This window comes from Lentibacter sp. XHP0401 (assembly GCF_025751535.1).
In the GTDB taxonomy this organism is placed as follows: domain Bacteria; phylum Pseudomonadota; class Alphaproteobacteria; order Rhodobacterales; family Rhodobacteraceae; genus Lentibacter.
Window position 1 is genome coordinate 135,627 of record NZ_JAOWLC010000004.1, and the last position, 17,175, is coordinate 152,801.

Consider the following 17,175-nt stretch of genomic DNA (forward strand, 5'->3'; position numbering starts at 1 on the left):
AGAAAACGAGGCGGTGTTTATGTTTGAACGAACCATTTTTAAAAGCCCGGAAGAGCATCTTGGCCTGACGCGGCCTGATGAGCCCATAATGTATTTTTCGCCCCATGCATTACGGTCTCAAGCCGAGCGGTTTAGCCGCGGCTTTGACGGGCAGGTGACCTATGCGGTGAAGGCCAACCCTGCGCCTGAGGTTCTGGAAAACCTTGTCTCTGCCGGATTGAACGGGTTTGATGTGGCCAGCCCCGAGGAAATTTCGAGGGTGCGTGCCGCCTCGAAAACGGCTGACTTGCATTATAACAACCCTGTCAGATCGGGCGCTGAGATTGTGGAAGGCAAACGCGCGCGTGTGCGCTCCTGGTCGGTTGATGATGTCAGTGAGCTTGTAAAGCTTGGTGCGCCTTCGCATTCGCAAGAAGAAGTTTCGGTGCGCTTCAAGTTGCCTGTGAAGGGCGCGCATTATGACTTTGGCGCAAAGTTTGGTGCGACACCGGATGTCACCGTCGAGCTCTTGAAAGCGGTCGTAGCTGCGGGGTATCGTCCTGCGCTCACGTTTCATCCGGGCACGCAATGTGCTGCACCTGAAGTGTGGTCTGCCTATATTGTGGCGGCCGCCGATATCGCCAGTCGTGCAGGGGTGCAGCCCGAACGCCTGAATGTGGGTGGCGGTTTTGCTTCGCACCGTGGAGGTGTTGCTCCTGACCTCGAGCGCATCTTCAGAGAGATAAAAGCAACAGTGCGCGCTTGCTTCCCTCACCCGCCCGCGCTTGTCTGTGAGCCGGGCCGCGGGATGGTTGCAGATAGCTTTACTCTTGCAACACGTGTTAAAGCGCTGCGCCCCGATGGGGCTGTCTTTCTGAATGATGGGATTTATGGCGGGTTTGCGGAGTGGCGCGATATTTGTCCATCAAGCCGCATTCGTGTTCTGGGCGTTGACGGATCAGAGAAAAAGGGAGGTATGCAGTTAAGAAAGGTCTTCGGGCCTACCTGTGACAGCATCGACTGCTTACCTGACGAAGTGAGCTTGCCGCGTAAAATTGCAGAGGGCGACTATGTGCTTTTTGCCGGTATGGGAGCCTATTCGCTTGCCATTGCAACGGGGTTTAATGGATATGGTGTGCGGTCTGTTCTGACGGTCGGGCGTGTTTGATTGAGGCGGCGTGAGATGTAAAAGCGTGGGGCTTGTTCATGCTTTTGCAGCCGGTATTCATTGTTCGGCATGGATTTGCCCTGAGTGTGCCTGAATTGTGTGCCAGCCTCATCATCTATCGTTGAAGCCTCTTTGCGAACGCTTGCAGCTTGCCTACACTTTGAGAGGCGGCATATAGCCAGTGCAGCAGAGACCATCGGCTTTGTCGATCAAATGATATATGAGGTTCAGGTAAAAGTAGTCGCAGGATCATGTCACTCTATCAGCTAGGAAAACGCCTTTTTGGCCTGATATGGCCAGATCAAAGGCAGGGGCAGACCGCGCTTTCGAAGGTGCGTGGGCCTATGAGCCATGTGATCGTTCTGGATGGCACGATGTCTTCGCTTAAGCCGGGGTGCGAAACAAACGCAGGCCTCACTTACCGTCTTCTGAGTGAGGTGGGGGGCTCTGTATCGGTTTACTATGAAGCTGGCGTTCAATGGCAGGACTGGCGCAGCACCCATCATGTTATGATGGGGCGCGGCGTAAACCGGCAGATCAAGCGCGCTTTCGGCTATTTGGCCTCACGTTATCGGCCAGGTGACAATATCTTTTTCTTTGGATATTCACGCGGTGCGTATGCTGTGCGTTCGCTTGCAGGAGTGATTGACGCAGTGGGGCTCTTGCGCGCAGATGCAGCGACAGAACGAAATGTCGAGCAGGCCTACAGACTTTATCAGCGAGGTGCGAGTGACAAGCTGAAAGCGGCTTTTCGCAAGGCGAATTGCCATGCGCAAACCGAAGTTGAAATGGTTGGAGTGTGGGATACGGTCAAGGCTCTTGGACTTCGCGTGCCCATTGTCTGGCGCTGGACCGAGGGCGACCATGACTTTCACAATCACCAGTTGGGCGGCTCAATTCGCCATGGCTTTCAGGCGCTGGCGCTGCATGAGACACGTTCGATTTTCGAGCCTGTTCTCTGGGAATGCCCCAATGATTGGCAGGGCCGTGTCGAGCAGGTCTGGTTTCCCGGTGCGCATGGGGATGTTGGCGGGCAGCTTGGCGGCGATGAAGCCGCCCGGCCGCTTGCTAATATCCCTCTGGTCTGGATGCTTGAGAAAGCCGAGAGTTGCGGGTTGCTTTTACCAGTTGATTGGCAACAGCGGTTTGTCCAAGATCCAATGGCCAAATCTGTTGGAACATGGAGCGGGTGGGGCAAACTGTTCTTGCTGCGCCGTCAGCGGAGTATTGGTTCTGGCGCGTGTGAAAGCATACACGAGAGTGTTGATGCGCGGGCAAGTGCTGCGGGAAGCGCGGCAGGCCTATCCCGAATTAAAGCGCCAAAGTTCAATCCATAAGCGCGCGCGGCACGACAAAGTCGTGGAACTCTCCCTGCCCAAAGCGCAGGTCGGCCCAAGTATCGCAGTTAAAGTCGACAACAAGTGTTGCGGCTGTCGGGAAAAGCGCGAAGGCCTCGTCTTGCGGCGCCTTTGCAACTATAGACTCTGCAAAAAAGGCAGCGCCTGGGTTGTGCCCCAGAAGCAGAACGCAGGAGCCTTTTGCTTGGTATTGTAAAAGCTGGAGCATCCTGTCTTCACTGGCATGATAGAGGGAGGGGAGAAAGATCGGCTCTAAAGCCAACCCCAAGCGTTCAAATGTTTCGCGCGTACGTGCCGAGCTTGAGCATAAAACTTGATCTGGCATGTAGTTGTTATCTTTGAGCCAGGCTCCTATGGCGTCGGCGCTGCGCTGACCCCGGGGGGATAGTGGACGGTCATGGTCTGGCAAGCTCAGGTCATCCCAGCTTGATTTGGCATGACGCATCAGGATCAGGCGGAGGCTCATAGGAAGCTCCTCATGTGGAAAGCGGATTGCTTGGGCAAGCGCCCGTAACGTTCGGATATAGGGCAGGCACGGCGAGTGAGGCAGCCGCCTGTTAAGCAGTTTTGCCCCTGTGCACTTGAAATATGGGATTTGCACTTGGGCACATCATATAGCTGGCTCTCGTCAAGTGCTGCGACGGGGCAGGCTTTGAGGCAGGGTTTCGCGATACAGGTATCGCACGGGTTTTGGGCCGGCTCTTCAAGAGTAAGCTTCCGACGGAGGCGCACGGCACCTCGGTAAGAGACCATAAGACCTGCGCGCGCGTGAACGAGCATCCCAACAGGAGATTGCCAAGCTTGCCCGCTTGCCAGAGCCCAGCGCATGAAGGGCGGATAGGGCGGCCCGTCAGACGGGAAAACGGCAACCCCGCCCCAGTGTTGTGCCAGAGTAGCGATGACACGCTTTGACCAACGGTCAAGTGGGTCGGAAGTGTTGTCCAGATACTCGGGGGAGGAGCTGAATGTGGCCCAGAAGCCCGGTTCATTTGGGCCAAGCAAGACGATGGTGTCTTCGCCCTCATAGAGCGCACCAAATACGGAGAGAGAGCAGGTTTCGGGCGCAGGCTTCAGCGCTTGGCGAAGGGCAACCATAGGCTCCAACCAAGCTTTGAAGGTCGATCATCTTGCCATTGAAGGCCGATCTTCATGTCATCATGGCCCGCCTTGGGCTGGGCAATATATGTGCGAAACAGCTTGTCCCAGATCGACAGCGAGAAGCCGTAATTGCTGTCATGCTCGGAGCGGTGAACGGAATGATGAACGCGGTGCATATCTGGCGTAACAAGCACGAGACGTAAAATCCGGTCAAGCCAGAGCGGCAAAGCAAGGTTGGAATGGTTGAACATCGCCGTGCCATTGAGAATGATCTCAAACAGAATAATCGCCAGAGCTGCCGGCCCCATAAGGTAAACAAGCCCGACTTTGAGCAACATTGAAAGAGCGATTTCAATGGGGTGAAAGCGTATGGCTGTCGTTACATCAATTTCGGTGTCGGCGTGGTGCACGCGATGCAACCGCCAGAGCAAAGGCACTTTGTGGGTGATCAAATGTTGTAGCCAGATAGCGAAATCAAAGAACAGAACAGCCAGCAGGATTTCAAGCCAGCTTGGCCAGTCGAGCAGATTGAAAAGGCCCCATCCGTTTTGCTCGGCATCAACGGCGGCGCCCACAGCAAGTAGCGGCAAGGCAAAGGCCATGAGCCGCAACATGCCTGTATTGAGCAGGGTTATGGCCCAATTTGTCACCCAGCGTTTGCTACGCGCTATCTTGCGTGGCCGGCGCGGCAACAATGCTTCGGCACTTGCCAGAAGCACGAAGAGGCCGAGAAAGATAGAGAGGCGAATGAGCGTTTCATGTTCCATATGTTGAATGTGATATCCCTTTTGGCGAAACACAAGTCACGCCTGTGTCAGCCTCTGATGAGCGTTCCTGCACCGTGCGATGTGTAAAGCTCGAGCAGGCAGGCATTGGGTGCGCGTCCGTCCAGGATGACCACACCGCGCACGCCACCATCAATCGCCATAAGCGCGGTTTCGGTCTTCGGAATCATACCGCCTGCGATGGTTCCGTCCGCAATCATATCTCTGATGGTTTGCGAGGTCAGTTCTGTAAGCACGTCGCCTTTGGCATTTTTTACACCTTCGACATCAGTGAGAAGCAAAAGCCTGTCTGCTTTCAATGCGGCAGCTATCGCGCCGGCGGCCGTGTCGCCATTCACATTGAATGTTTCACCGTTGCGCCCAGCGCCCAGGGGCGCAATCACAGGGATTGTGCCTTTTTCGAAGAGGTCTTTCAGGATGGTCGGATCCATCTCGGATGGTGTGCCCACAAAGCCGAGGTCCGGATCTGTCTGGTCACAAATCATTAGGTTTGCGTCTTTTCCGGACAGGCCAACAGCCTTACCGCCCTGACGGTTGATTGCTTGGACGATACGTTTGCCAACAAGGCCGGAGAGCACCATTTCAACAACTTCAACAGTTGCGGCATCAGTGACACGCTTGCCGTTAACGAACTCGCTTTTGATCCCGAGGGCGGCAAGCTTTTCGTTGATCATGGGGCCGCCGCCGTGCACGATAACGGGGTTCACGCCGACGGTTTGCATCAGCACTATATCGCGGGCAAATTCGTCCATTGCCGCATCATCACCCATGGCGTGGCCGCCAAACTTTACCACAACGATTGAACCGTTGTAGCGTTGAAGGTTTGGCAGTGCTTGGTTGAGTGTGCGGGCCGTGGCGATCCAGTCGCGTTTCATATCTTGAGTTCTCATTTTAAGCGCCTTGTTGCGGTTAAACGATATGACCTTATTGCGCGCTGCCGTGCAAGCGGTCAGCTTTATTCAAGCGTCGCAATCACCGCGCGGAGGATATCAATACCATCGCCTTTTTCACTCGACGTAAGGATAATCTCGGGGAAGGCAGCAGGGTGCTTGGCCAGCGCTTTGCGAGTGGCCTCAATCGCGCGCTCACGGTCGGCGTCTTTTACTTTGTCCGATTTTGTCAGAACGACTTGAAAAGTCACAGCCGAACTGTCGAGGAGGCTCATGATCTCTTCATCAACGGCCTTAACGCCATGACGCGCATCAACCAGAACAAAGGCGCGACGCAGGTTCTGGCGGCCCGACAGGTATTGTTTGAGAAGGCGTTGCCACTTTTCAACCACAGCAAGCGGCGCATTGGCAAAGCCGTAGCCCGGCAAATCAACAAGATAGTGACTTTCACCAATGTTGAAAAAGTTAATTTCTTGCGTGCGACCCGGCGTGTTAGAGGCGCGCGCAAGGCCCTTGCGGTTGGTCAATGCGTTAATGAGTGTCGATTTGCCCACATTCGAGCGCCCCGCAAAGCAAACTTCAAGGCGGTCGCCTTCAGGAAGTCCTGACATGGCAACAACACCTTTGACGAACTCGGCACCACCACCTGCAAAAAGTTTGCGCCCTTTTTCACGGGTAAATTCATCAGGCGTTTCGGCGAGGGGGAAGGGAAGTTGCATCATAGCACCTTTGCTTTATCGCCGCGCTTTATGAGGCCCGAACGAGTGACTTCGGCATAGACACCAAAATCTTGATGGCCCCAGCCGTCCTTGAGAAGCGCGAGTGTGTCAGTGTCGCGCTCGCCCGATTTGGGCGAGGCGGTTGTGTGTTTGCAGCGTATCACACGCTCCTTGATTTCAAGCTCTGCCGCACCGATCTCGATCCGCTTGCCGATCCAGTCGAACTCTTCCCAAGGTGCAAAACCCTCAAGCCAGATGTTTCCGCGCCAGCGTTCTGCCTCAAGAGCATGCCCAAGCCTGTCTTCTACAGCTTTGTGGGAGGCCGCGTTCATAAGTGAAACAGAGGGGAAGGGCGTGTCGGTAAACCCACGCTGACTGGCACGGATCACCCGTTCAGACTGAGCACGGTTTTCGGGGATGAGTGGACCAGCCCAGGCGACGAGTTTTTCACCTTCTGTATCCGGGTCAAACTCAAGTGTCCCAATTTCGGGGTGCGTCAGCCGCACACAGCCTGTGGCTTCGTCGAGTTCGGCATTTATCGCCGCGAGGCTTGGGGCTTTTGTGCCGATCGAGAAGTTTTGGCAGGGCACCCACTCAGAACCATCAGCCACCGAACTGTCATGCGCAACGGCCCAAACCCTATCCCAAGGAAGGGTTTGGGCCTTGGTGAGCGTCACTTCACCTAGCGCTTCACGCCCGTGGCTTTTCACGGGGTAGCGCCAAAGCTGGGTGACGCGCCCGCTCATTCTTTGTCTTTCGACACCCGTTTGAAACCAGACCGGATGTTGCCGAACACGTCGGGTTTGTAGCCGTGTGAGCGCATGATCAGATATTGCTGGGTAAAGGTAATCGTGTTGTTTGCGATCCAGTAGATCACCAAGCCCGAGGCAAAGCTGCCGAGCATGAACATGAACACCCAAGGCATCCAACCGAAAATTTGCTGTTGGATAGGGTCCGAAGGCGCAGGATTAAGCTTCTGCTGTAGCCACATCGTGATCCCGAGGAGGAGCGGCAGAATACCGATGAAAACGAGCGCCATGATGGTGCCTGGCTCGGGGGCTGCCCAAGGGAAAATGCCGAAGAGGTTGAAGATCGAGGAGGTGTCAGGAGCCGAGAGGTCTTTGATCCAGCCGATCCAGGGAGCATGGCGCAACTCAAGCGTCACAAAAATTACTTTATAGAGCGAGAAAAAGATCGGGATTTGCAGCAGAATTGGCAAGCAGCCTGCAGCCGGATTGACCTTTTCCTTTTTGTAGAGCGCCATCATTTCTTGTTGGACTTTTTGGCGATCATCCCCTGCCTGCTCTTTAATTTTTTCCATCTGAGGCTGCAGCTCTTTCATCTTCGCCATTGAGGCGTAAGATTTATAAGCCAGCGGGAACAACAGAAGCTTGATGATGAAGGTCAAGCCAATGATGGCCCACCCCATATTTCCCAAGAAAGCATGAAGGTGGTGCAGGAGCCAGAACATTGGTTTGGTAATGAAGAAGAACCAACCCCAATCAATACTGTCCAGAAATTTGGGCACACCGCTATCGTCTTGGTAATTGCGAATGGTCTCCCATTCTTTTGCACCGGCGAACAGCCGCGAAGACACTTCTGCGCTTTGGCCTGGCGCAAGAGTTTCGGTTTTGTGCTTGGCCGTGGTTTGGAAGATGTTGCGGCTGGTATCTTTGAACGCGCTAATCTCGGCGTCTGGTTGGTCAACGATCAGCGTTGTCATCCAGTAATGGTCGGTGAACCCGGCCCAGCCTTTTTCACCGACGGGATATTCTTCGTGATTTCGTGCTGATTCGAAGTCGTCGTAGTCCGTTTCAGTGAGTTCCCCCCCTACGTGGCGGATTGCCCCTTCGTGCAGAATGAAGAAATTTTTGAGATCGGCTGGTTCACCGTGTCGGGCGATCGTTCCATAAGGTGCTAGGCTGACAGTGCCTGTACCGTTGTTCTGGACGGATTGTTTGACAGAAAACATGAAGTTTTCATCAAGCCCGACTTCGCGACGGAAAACGAGGCCAGCCCCATTCTGCCATTTCAGAGTGATTGGGCTATCGGGAGTGAGTGTTTCTCCGCTTTCAATCTCCCAAATCGTGTTTGGGCCAGGGACAAGCTCTGTCGACAGGCCGGCGCCCGGTGCCCAGCCGTAGAGGGCATAATAAGCGCCGTCTTCGCTCGTTGGCTTGAGCAATTGAACAATATCGCTGCCTTCTTTGAGGTCTTGGCGATAATTTTTCAGCTTCAATTCGTCAATCCGACCGCCAAGAAGCGAAATTGTACCTTCGACAACACTGCTTTCCACATTGATACGTGGAGCATTGACTGTTGGCTGCGCTGTGGCCGCGGTTGGTGCATCTGTTCCTGTCGCGGCGGTTGGCACGCTTGCGGTATCACCGGTAGCTGTTTGGCTGTTGGGAGCTGTTTCGGCAATTTGCTCTGGAGTTGGCTCGGGGGGAGGGAAGAAAAAACTCCATGCCAGAATAACAAGCATGCTGAGTGCAACCGCGAGAATGAGATTCTTGTTCTGATTGTCCATGAAGACCCAAGCCCTTTGCCTTTGAGAGTGACGCAGGTTCAACAGAGTGAAGGCGCGAAGGTCAAGCAGTTAATGGTGCTTTTGGGGTAAAAGGAGCCAGTATTCTGAACACCCGAGCAGTGGAGTGTTGTTAATTGTCTCTGTGCTGCCGCTTCTCATTATCTGTAAGGTCGAGCGCTCTAGGCTGATTTGCCGCGTATCTGAGGCAGAGCTCCTAGTGATGCATTGTGATTTTCAAGCCAGCCAAAGGTTTCATCAAAAGGCATAGGCCGTGCAATCGCGTAGCCCTGAACATGGGCGCAGCCGAGTTGGCCAAGGATGGCATGTTCGCCGGCTGTCTCGACGCCCTCGGCCAATGTTTCAAGGCCAAGTCTCTCGGCCATGGTTTGAATGGCCGAAACCATACGTTGCTGCTCTTGGTCTTTGTCGACCCGTGTGATGAAGGAGCGATCAATTTTTATCCGCTCAATCGCGAATCGGCGGACAGCCGTAATCGACGCGTGGCCCGTACCAAAATCATCCAGATCAACCCGGCAGCCCATTTGAGCCAGAGCGGCAAGGTTGCGCACTGCAGCATCCTCTGGTGAATTTGCGACGATTGTTTCAAGCACTTCGATGGTCAGGCGGTCCGGGGTAAGATTAAAGCGATCCAGATCCCAGCGAATTCTTTTGGCCAGTTTGGGATTGTGTAGCTCGTCTGAAGAAAAGTTCACGGCAACACAGGGAACAAACCAACCTGCCTTGTCCCATTCTTTGAGCGCGGCGAGCGCGCCGTAGAGAATGACTTCTCCCAAGCGTTCAAGTTGGCTCGAATCTTCAAGTGCGGGCAAAAACTCCGAGGGTGGAACCGTCCCGCGCGTGGGGTGTTGCCATCGGGCAAGGGCCTCAAAGCCTGTCACCTGTCCTGTGTCTGTCGAGATTTGCGGTTGGAACCAAGGGGCAATCTCTCCGTTATCCAATGCTGAGGATGCGTCTTTGACCAAGGCTTCCCGCCTCAGCGTCATTTTGCCCATTTTACTGCTATAAGCACGAATAGAGGAGGGGGCGTTGCGACAGGCCTCGTGTAAGGCTGCCTCTGCGGCTTTCAGCAAGGCAGGGCTTGAGGCTTCGGGGGTGCGCGCACTGAGGCAGATTCCAATAGCGCAGCTAACGTAGAGCGCCTGCATGTCTACTGACACAGGCTCTTCAGCGGCAGATTGAAGCCGCGCAGCCAGTTGAATGGCGCTTTCGAGTTCAAAATGCGGAACGGGTGCAATAAGCACAGCATAGCGCGCGCCACCGAGCCAGTAGATTTTGTCATGTTCTCGCAAAAGGGCACGGAACCGCTCTCCCAAACGCTGAAGGAGTACGCCACCAGCTTGCTGGCCGTACCGTTGCACCAGCGGGTCGAACTCTTCGAGCTGAATATAGAAAAGAGCGGTTTTTCGACCCGTCTCGGCGCATGCTAGAAGGGCCTCTTCAGCGTCATGCTCTAGCCTGTCGAGCATTGGCAAGCCAGTTGTACCGTCAACTTCCCTCATACGTGAGCCTCGCGCATCGCTGAGTGTTCCAAGCAGAAGGTAAACCAGCGGCAGCCCGAGAGCGACCATCACAAGAGCCATTTCCCCCGCGAGCCAGAAGGCACTCAGTGCGATAGCAGGCACAAAAGCAAGCATATGCGGCCCGAGCAGCCAGCGGCCGAATTCTTGTGTCTTGCCGCGTTTTGCTGTTTCGCCAGTGGCCGCCATCATCAATATCCCTCAAGTCGATTTGAAAGGGACGCTAACGCATTAGTCTCAACAGGCGATTAACGGAAGAGGGGCGGCAGATCGCTTGACTGGGTTTTCGGGCCTTCAGATCGCTCGAGCCCTTTGAAATCAAATAGATCGGGATCGAGAAGATGGCTTGGCCGTGCGTTCATCAAGGCACGAAACATGACCTGACGCCGTCCCGGGCTGTTCTTCTCCCAGCCATCGAGTATCTGTTTCACCTGTTGGCGCTGTAGCCCGTCTTGCGAGCCGCAGAGGTCACAAGGAATGATCGGATAATCAAGGCTGCGGGCGAATTTCTCGCAATCTGCTTCGGAGACATGCGCAAGCGGGCGGTAGACGAAAAGGTCACCCTCTTCATTCAGCAGTTTCGGCGGCATCGTCGCTAGGCGGCCACCATGAAACAGGTTCATAAAAAACGTTTCCAAAATATCATCACGGTGGTGGCCAAGGACAACTGCTGTGCAGCCTTCTTCACGCGCGATGCGGTAGAGATTGCCACGACGAAGCCGCGAGCAGAGCGCGCAAAAGGTCCGCCCCTGCGGTATCTTGTCCATGACAATCGAGTAGGTATCTTGATACTCGATGCGGTGGGGAACATCGCGTTCTTTAAGGAACTCGGGTAAAACGGTCGCAGGAAAACCAGGTTGGCCCTGATCAAGATTGCATGCCAGAAGCTCCACAGGCAAAAGCCCACGCCATTTCAGTTCGTGCAGCACGGCAAGCAGCGTATAGCTGTCTTTACCGCCCGAAAGGCAGACAAGCCATTTTCCGTTGGGTTCGATCATCCCATATTGCTCGATCGCCTCGCGAGTCTGGCTCACGATGCGTTTGCGCAACTTCTTGAATTCGGTGCTTTTGGGCGCGCCGTTAAAAAGCGGATGAATGTCTTCTGCTTTGTCTAACATGGCTGAGCCAATAGCTTGTCAAAACGGGCGGGGCAACTAAATCCGCCCCATCCCGTGCAAGCGGTCGCGTAAACCGTCTGCGCGGACATCATCCGCCTCAAGCGCAAAGACAAAGGCATGGGTCAGAAAAAATGATTCCTTGATAACGTCATTCGATTGGTCTGCGGCCTCGGTATAGAGCACAATCAGTTCCTCGTGGTCGTCATGCTCATGCGCGGATAAAAGCCGAGAATGCAGATCCTTCATTCCGCAGCAATTTTCTGACGGTGAGCCGTGATCTGGTTGGCGACCCAGTCATGGAAGCAATGGGTTGGCCCGTCCATGGCAGGTGAAAAGCGTCCGCCGTCAAAGCCCCGGCCATAGCGGCCTTTTTGCATACCCTCGACCACGAAGATATCTTCGACAAATACGGTCTTCCATTGGGTCGCGTTTTTGGCGCGCAGGGCTTCATCAACTTTTGGTTCGGCATAAAACAGGTGCACATGCTCAACCGTTTTGTTTACGGCCTTCGGCTCTAGGATAATCGCGAAAGCGTGATCGCGTTGAACGCCCAATAGCACGTTGGGGTAAACTGTGATGTATTCGCCGCCTGTGTCCCATTTACTGGACAAGTTCGGGAAATCAGGGAAGGTTTCGCCTTCTTGCCCTGTGAGTTGGCGGTATACCAGCGTGCCCTGGCCAGAATAGCGGCCATATTCTTCAATGTTGTAGTGATCTTCCAGCCGTGAGTAGCTGTTGAGGCCGGGGTGAACCCAAGGCAAGTGGTAACTCTCGCAATAGTTTTCGACAGCAAGCTTCCAGTTTGTATCTACTTCAAGCTCGAATTTACTATCTTCTCCGCCGTGATAGAGCGGCAGGTCAAATTCCTTCCAGCGCTCCAGTAACTCAGAGTGAATCACGTCAAAAGGCTCGGCTGTTGCGGAGGCATTCACAAAGACAACACCCATCCAGATGTAGCTTGGCACTTCATAGAGGCCAAGCTCGCTGCGGGGCATGTCTTTGTGGGTGTTCATACCCGGTCCGCCCACATGCGGCGTAGCAACCAGATCACCCTTGGTTGAGTAGCACCATGAGTGATAGGGGCAGCGGATGGCTCCCTCGATCTTCTTGGGTTCGGAGACAAGTATCATCCCACGGTGGCGGCAGGTGTTTTGAAACACGCGTACATTGCCGTCTTTGTCGCGAATGAGCAGCAGGGGCATACCGAGAAACTCGATTGGCTTTGCATCACCGTTTTCTGGCACATCGGTAACAACGGCAATACCTGACCAATTGTTGTAAAGAACGGCATCGCGCTCTTCGAGAAAGACCCCTTCATCGACATAATGCTCGTTGGGCAAGCCGTTGGCAGTTGCCACAGGGCGCATTACGCCGGAAATATCCGTTGTCATCTGGGTGCCTCCTCTACAGTTGCATCAAGCAAGCCTCAAAAAAGCGTGGATAACTTTCCTCACTGCGACATGATTTTCCTCACTGCGACCGCTGAAGACGCTTTCCAACCCGCTTTTGGGAGGCGGCATGCCTTCGCAGTACCTTTCGAAAAGCAACAAACAGGCTTTCGGGCAAAGTAAAAACACTGCGGTCCACTCAGACACGCACTTGAGCATTTTGTCAAAGCCGCTTCATACTGGCAGCCAAGGCTTAGGAGGCTTCGAATGAGTATCGACAAAAAGATAGCCGATGATTTGGTGGCCAATGACATTTCCTTTGTGACGACTGTTCCTTGCAAGCAGTTGGCGGGTGTCATTGAAGAAATCGAGCATCGAGACGAGATTTTCCACATTCCTTCAAACAAGGAGGACGAGGGCATGGGCCTCTGCGCGGGGGCCTGGATGGGAGGAAAGCGCCCTGCAATTATTATGCAGAACACAGCTATTGGTGTGACGATCAATACCTTGGCCACGCTCATCCAATACTACAGAATGCCGCTCCCCATGCTTATCAGCTACCGTGGCGAACTGCGTGAGCCTGTTGCGTGCCAAGTGGAAATGGCTGTGCATACAAAAGCGCTACTCGCGCAGATGAACATTCCGACCTACCACTTTCATAAGCAGTCCGATGTCGAGGAGCTCGACGCAATCCTGAAATACACATTCATGTGCAATAAACCTGTGGCAATCCTCACAGATGCCAACTTCTGGGGAGGCTACGGCGACCAATGATCCGTTCTGAAATCCTGAAAGACATCGCCCCGATCTTGCGTGACCAGCTAGTCGTTTGCAACATCGGCATTCCCAGTCAAGAGCTGCACGCGATTGATGACCAGCCGACCAACTTCTATATGCTCGGCACGATGGGGCTTGCCTCAAGCATCGGCCTTGGCCTCGCACTTTCGCAGCCCAAACCGGTGATAGTGATTGACGGTGACGGCTCGATCCTCACCAACATGGGCACGCTGCCGACTATCGCCAACAACGTGGCCAACAACTACATCCTGATGATCATCGACAATGGCTCGTATGGCTCAACCGGCGACCAGCCGACTTACACCGGCAAGAAGACCTCACTGGCCAAAGTGGCCGAGGCTTGCGGCTGCGATCGGGTGATTGAATGCCGGGATGTGGACACGGGACGTGTTCTTCAAGAGGCGCTGGATAGTGGCGAGATGACTGTGATGGTCGTGAAATGCGACAGCGGTAACGCGAAGATGCCGGTGATCACAATGGACCCCGTCATCATTCGCGACCGGTTTATGAAGGCAGTTGCAGCAGAGTAATCAGCTGTCTTCGGTTTGCCGCCAGAAAAGTGACTGGACGGTGTATACCAAGATTGCCATACCAATTGCCCCACCTGCTGCCACACCGAGCAAAACAATCACATCGATTGGTCCGCCAATGTCGGAAAAGCCCGAGCGGGTCACGCCCTGAACGAACATCACAGCCGCAATCGCTCCGATAGGCATGGATAGTTGCGCCCAGAGAAACTTGCGCCAGCTTACGGCGCGGTCGCGGATAAGCACGAATATGTAAAGCAAGGTCACGACTGCCGCAGCCACGACCATCGCCCAGAAAAGTCCGCGTCCGAAGATTTCTTCAAAGACGGCGAGAAGTGTTGTGAATGTAAGGTCTTGCATGGCTGTCTCCTCAAGCTTTGCCGCGCAGCATGGCGTTATAAGTCGCTTTCAGCGCGACTTCCTTCATGAGCCAACTGATCCAGAGTTCTTCCAGCGGGGCAATAATCCCGGGGAAGCTCGGCACAAGGTTGTTGTGATAATCAAACTCGACAAGCATCGCACGGCCAACTTGCGTGATCAGGGGGCATGAGGTGTAACCATCGTAAGCCGCATCCGATGTGCCTCCCGTAATTTGGGCGATCAGATGTTCTTCAACGACAGGAACTTGCCACTTCACGCTTGCGGCGGTTTTACCTTTTGGTACACCAGCCACATCGCCTACAGCAAAGACTTCGGGGTAGCGATTGTGGCGCAGCGTAGCCATATCGACTTCCATCCAGCCTTCACCGACCCATTTGTCGGCCCAACTCAAACCAGACTGGCGTACAACTTCGGGCGCGCGCTGGGGCGGGATGACATGAATATAGTCGTAGTCCCGTTCAACCGTGCCTTCAGGCGTGCTAAAGCGCGCTCGCTTCGCTCCCGCATCAAGACCGGTAAGCACATGTGAATAGTCTGGCGCAATTCCACGATCACCAAAGAGCATCCGTACTTTTTCAGAGACAATTGGCACGCCAAACAGGCTGTTGTTATTCGCCATATAATGCACATCCATCTTCCCGCGCGAACCGGCTTTACGGGCCAGATCATCAATCAGGAACGTGTGTTTGAGAGGCGCGCCTGCGCATTTCATTTCCGTGGCAGGGCGAGTGAACAGCCCCACGCCGCCATCTTCAATATACTTTGAGGCAGCCTTCCATGTGCGTGCCGCATATTCGGGCCCTGCATAGAGTGCGCCGATTCCGTTTTCACCAACCATATCGAGATCGAAGCCTTCGATGGCGTCATGGTCAAGTGAAAGCCCTGTTGCGACGATGAGATAATCATAGCTCAACACTTCTCCGCTTTGCAGAGCAACCTTACGACTTTCAGGGTCAATGTTTGCCGCCCATTCATGCTTGAGGGTGACATCTTTTGGTAGCCAGTCGGTTGTCTGGCTTACAGAATAGTTTGAGGGCTTAAGGCCTGCGGCAATGAGCGAGAAACCAGGCTGATACCAGTGTTCCTTACGGCCATCGACAATTGTGATCTGCGCGCCGTTCAGCCGTTCGGTGAGCCTGTTGGCAAGCGCCGCACCTGCCGCACCCGCGCCGAGGATCACAATCTTTGCACTCGTTTGAACTTGCGCTTTGGCGTTGCTCGCTGCTCCTGTCAGGCCAAGCGCTCCTGCGCCTGCAGCCAAGCTCAAAAAACCACGCCGTGATGGCGTGTAAGTCGAATCATGCATGGAAATTCCTCCGCGTTACATGCCTTTTATAGAATGTGTTCTATTACCCCGTTTTGATGCAGGTCAATACGTGGCCGACTATAAGATGCGGCGCGTTTGCGACCAAAAGAGGCGTAAAACAGTGGTATTTGGCAAAACACAATCCGCTTAACGAGGATTTACTCGGAGAGTATGCCGGACGGATTTCCTCATGGAAAAGGAGGCTGACGTCAGGTTTTGAAGGGTTTGGTAAAGGATGAAATGATGTTCGAAAGAATTGCCGACTTTTGTCTGGGCTCAATGTCGCCTCCCGACAGTGCCCTTGATATGGCTGCACTCTTGCTGGTCGATACTCTTGGTGTCGCCGCGGGTGCTTCAAACACTCAAGCAGGCCGAATTGCGCGTGACCACGCTTTTCGCTTTCATGCAGCTGCTTCGCCCGAGGATGCTGCGACCCTACTTTTTGACGGGCGTAAAGCGTCCTTGTCTGGTGCGGCCTTTGCGCTGGCAACACAGATCGACAACCTTGATGCGCATGATGGCTACAACCCCACAAAAGGGCATATCGGCTGCGCAGTTGTGCCGGCACTTTGCGCATTTGCCGAGCATCAGCCCGATCTGTCTGCTCATGACGCGCTGGTGGCCCTCGCGGTATCCTATGAAGTTGCAGCGCGCGCAGGTATAGCGCTTCATGCCAGTGCCTGCGATTATCACACCTCTGGTGCTTGGAATGCACTTGGTGTTGCGGCCCTCGGCTGTCGCTTACGCGGATCAAACATCGAAGCTCTGCGCCAAGCCTTCGGGATTGCCGAGTATCATGGCCCCCGCAGCCAGATGATGCGTGAAATTGCCAACCCGACGATGCTCCATGATGGCTCAGGCATGGGGGCATTGGTTGGGATAATGGCCGTTTTGCTGGCAGAGGACGGCTTCATCGGCGCACCCGCCGTGACGGTTGAAGCCACTGAAACGGCTCGTTTTTGGCAAGACCTTGGACACAAATGGACTATCGAGCTTAACTATATAAAACCCTATCCGATTTGCCGATGGGCACATGCGGCTTTGGATGCACTTGGTGGCTTGCTCGACGCACACGGCTTGAAAGACGAGGACGTTTGCAAGATCGAAGTGCATACGTTTGCGCAGGCGGCAGCTCTTTTTCCGAACATGCCCGAAACGACCTCGCAAGCGCAGTATTCGCTACCTTTCGCGCTAGCCGTGCGCCTTGTACACGGGCGGATCGGACCTGAGCATATCAGAGACGCGGGTTTGCGCGATCCGAGTGTTGCCGCAGCTTTGGGCAAGGTCACCATTCTTGAAGACGCGCGTCACTCAAAGCGCTTCCCTGATGGGCGGTGGTCCGATGTCACTTTGCATTTGGCGGACGGCACTGTGCTCAAATCGGGTGATGTCCATGCGCGCGGCGGGCCGGAATCCCCCATGGAAATGTCCGAAGTCGAGGCCAAATTCCATACAATGGCGCATGGGCTTCCGCTCGCTCGCCGCGCCGCTTTGTGGGATATGACCCGTCGCTTAAGACAGCCTGATGCAAAATTTTCCGAGCTTCTGGATATCTTGCATAAAGGTGTTGAGGGAACAGCCCACTGAGTTTG

General features: G+C 54.4%; 18 protein-coding genes. 5 read left to right on the top strand and 13 right to left on the bottom strand.

The genetic code is table 11. From position 1 onward, the window contains the following. The first annotated feature begins 19 nt into the window (after positions 1–19). Both OE750_RS06985 and OE750_RS06990 read left to right on the top strand, forming a co-directional pair. Positions 20–1,147: a type III PLP-dependent enzyme gene (locus OE750_RS06985; protein ID WP_263762895.1), complete on the top strand. Its 1,128-nt coding sequence runs from the start codon at positions 20–22 to the stop codon at positions 1,145–1,147. 251 nt (positions 1,148–1,398) lie between these two features. Further along, positions 1,399–2,484 (top strand): DUF2235 domain-containing protein, encoded by a 1,086-nt coding sequence (locus OE750_RS06990; protein ID WP_263762897.1) that lies wholly within the window; start codon positions 1,399–1,401, stop codon positions 2,482–2,484. On the opposite strand, the gene OE750_RS06995 is transcribed toward OE750_RS06990, so the two are convergent. The 11 genes from OE750_RS06995 to OE750_RS07045 all read right to left on the bottom strand — a co-directional run bounded on the left by OE750_RS06995 (position 2,474) and on the right by OE750_RS07045 (position 12,574). Further along, entirely contained in the window at positions 2,474–2,971 is a 498-nt protein-coding gene (locus OE750_RS06995; RefSeq protein ID WP_263762899.1) for a SixA phosphatase family protein, read from the bottom strand. The genes OE750_RS06990 and OE750_RS06995 overlap by 11 nt on opposite strands. Further along, the gene (locus OE750_RS07000; RefSeq protein ID WP_263762902.1) at positions 2,968–3,600 is read right to left on the bottom strand and encodes a ferredoxin; all 633 of its coding nucleotides are present in this window, start codon (positions 3,598–3,600) and stop codon (positions 2,968–2,970) included. The genes OE750_RS06995 and OE750_RS07000 overlap by 4 nt, the downstream gene beginning before the upstream one ends. Beyond that, complete coding sequence (locus OE750_RS07005) at positions 3,576–4,370, bottom strand: sterol desaturase family protein (RefSeq protein ID WP_263762905.1); 795 nt, start codon at positions 4,368–4,370, stop codon at positions 3,576–3,578. The genes OE750_RS07000 and OE750_RS07005 overlap by 25 nt, the downstream gene beginning before the upstream one ends. 47 nt (positions 4,371–4,417) lie before the next feature. Further along, on the bottom strand, positions 4,418–5,278 hold the full coding sequence (gene argB, locus OE750_RS07010; protein WP_263762907.1) for an acetylglutamate kinase: 861 nt from the start codon (positions 5,276–5,278) through the stop codon (positions 4,418–4,420). 65 nt (positions 5,279–5,343) lie between these two features. Further along, positions 5,344–5,997, bottom strand: coding sequence for a ribosome biogenesis GTP-binding protein YihA/YsxC (gene yihA, locus OE750_RS07015; RefSeq protein WP_263762909.1), 654 nt, complete (start codon positions 5,995–5,997; stop codon positions 5,344–5,346). Then, entirely contained in the window at positions 5,997–6,743 is a 747-nt protein-coding gene (locus OE750_RS07020; RefSeq protein WP_263762911.1) for an MOSC domain-containing protein, read from the bottom strand. The genes yihA and OE750_RS07020 overlap by 1 nt, the downstream gene beginning before the upstream one ends. Continuing rightward, the gene (gene yidC / locus OE750_RS07025; protein ID WP_263762913.1) at positions 6,740–8,527 is read right to left on the bottom strand and encodes a membrane protein insertase YidC; all 1,788 of its coding nucleotides are present in this window, start codon (positions 8,525–8,527) and stop codon (positions 6,740–6,742) included. The genes OE750_RS07020 and yidC overlap by 4 nt, the downstream gene beginning before the upstream one ends. 179 nt (positions 8,528–8,706) lie before the next feature. Then, complete coding sequence (locus tag OE750_RS07030; RefSeq protein ID WP_318527985.1) at positions 8,707–10,257, bottom strand: phosphodiesterase; 1,551 nt, start codon at positions 10,255–10,257, stop codon at positions 8,707–8,709. A gap of 56 nt (positions 10,258–10,313) precedes the next feature. Then, positions 10,314–11,183, bottom strand: a complete 870-nt coding sequence (ttcA, locus tag OE750_RS07035) for a tRNA 2-thiocytidine(32) synthetase TtcA (protein ID WP_263762915.1) — start codon at positions 11,181–11,183, stop codon at positions 10,314–10,316. Between the two features lie 36 nt (positions 11,184–11,219). Then, positions 11,220–11,429: a hypothetical protein gene (locus OE750_RS07040; RefSeq protein WP_263762918.1), complete on the bottom strand. Its 210-nt coding sequence runs from the start codon at positions 11,427–11,429 to the stop codon at positions 11,220–11,222. Beyond that, a complete protein-coding gene (locus OE750_RS07045; protein WP_263762921.1) occupies positions 11,426–12,574 on the bottom strand; it encodes an aromatic ring-hydroxylating oxygenase subunit alpha in 1,149 nt (382 codons plus the stop codon). The genes OE750_RS07040 and OE750_RS07045 overlap by 4 nt, the downstream gene beginning before the upstream one ends. Positions 12,575–12,838: 264 nt before the next feature. On the opposite strand from OE750_RS07045, the gene comD reads away from it, so the two are divergent. After that, positions 12,839–13,345, top strand: a complete 507-nt coding sequence (comD, locus tag OE750_RS07050; protein ID WP_263762924.1) for a sulfopyruvate decarboxylase subunit alpha — start codon at positions 12,839–12,841, stop codon at positions 13,343–13,345. After that, positions 13,342–13,899, top strand: a complete 558-nt coding sequence (gene comE, locus OE750_RS07055; protein ID WP_263762927.1) for a sulfopyruvate decarboxylase subunit beta — start codon at positions 13,342–13,344, stop codon at positions 13,897–13,899. Before comD ends, comE begins: the two co-directional genes overlap by 4 nt. Here comE and OE750_RS07060 read toward each other — a convergent pair whose 3' ends face one another. Next, positions 13,900–14,256, bottom strand: coding sequence for a DUF5368 domain-containing protein (locus OE750_RS07060; RefSeq protein ID WP_263762929.1), 357 nt, complete (start codon positions 14,254–14,256; stop codon positions 13,900–13,902). A gap of 10 nt (positions 14,257–14,266) precedes the next feature. Then, complete coding sequence (locus tag OE750_RS07065; protein ID WP_263762931.1) at positions 14,267–15,583, bottom strand: FAD/NAD(P)-binding oxidoreductase; 1,317 nt, start codon at positions 15,581–15,583, stop codon at positions 14,267–14,269. A gap of 243 nt (positions 15,584–15,826) precedes the next feature. Here OE750_RS07065 and OE750_RS07070 point away from each other — a divergent pair, with 243 nt between their 5' ends. Beyond that, positions 15,827–17,170, top strand: coding sequence for an MmgE/PrpD family protein (locus OE750_RS07070; protein WP_318527986.1), 1,344 nt, complete (start codon positions 15,827–15,829; stop codon positions 17,168–17,170). The last annotated feature ends 5 nt before the right edge of the window (positions 17,171–17,175 follow it).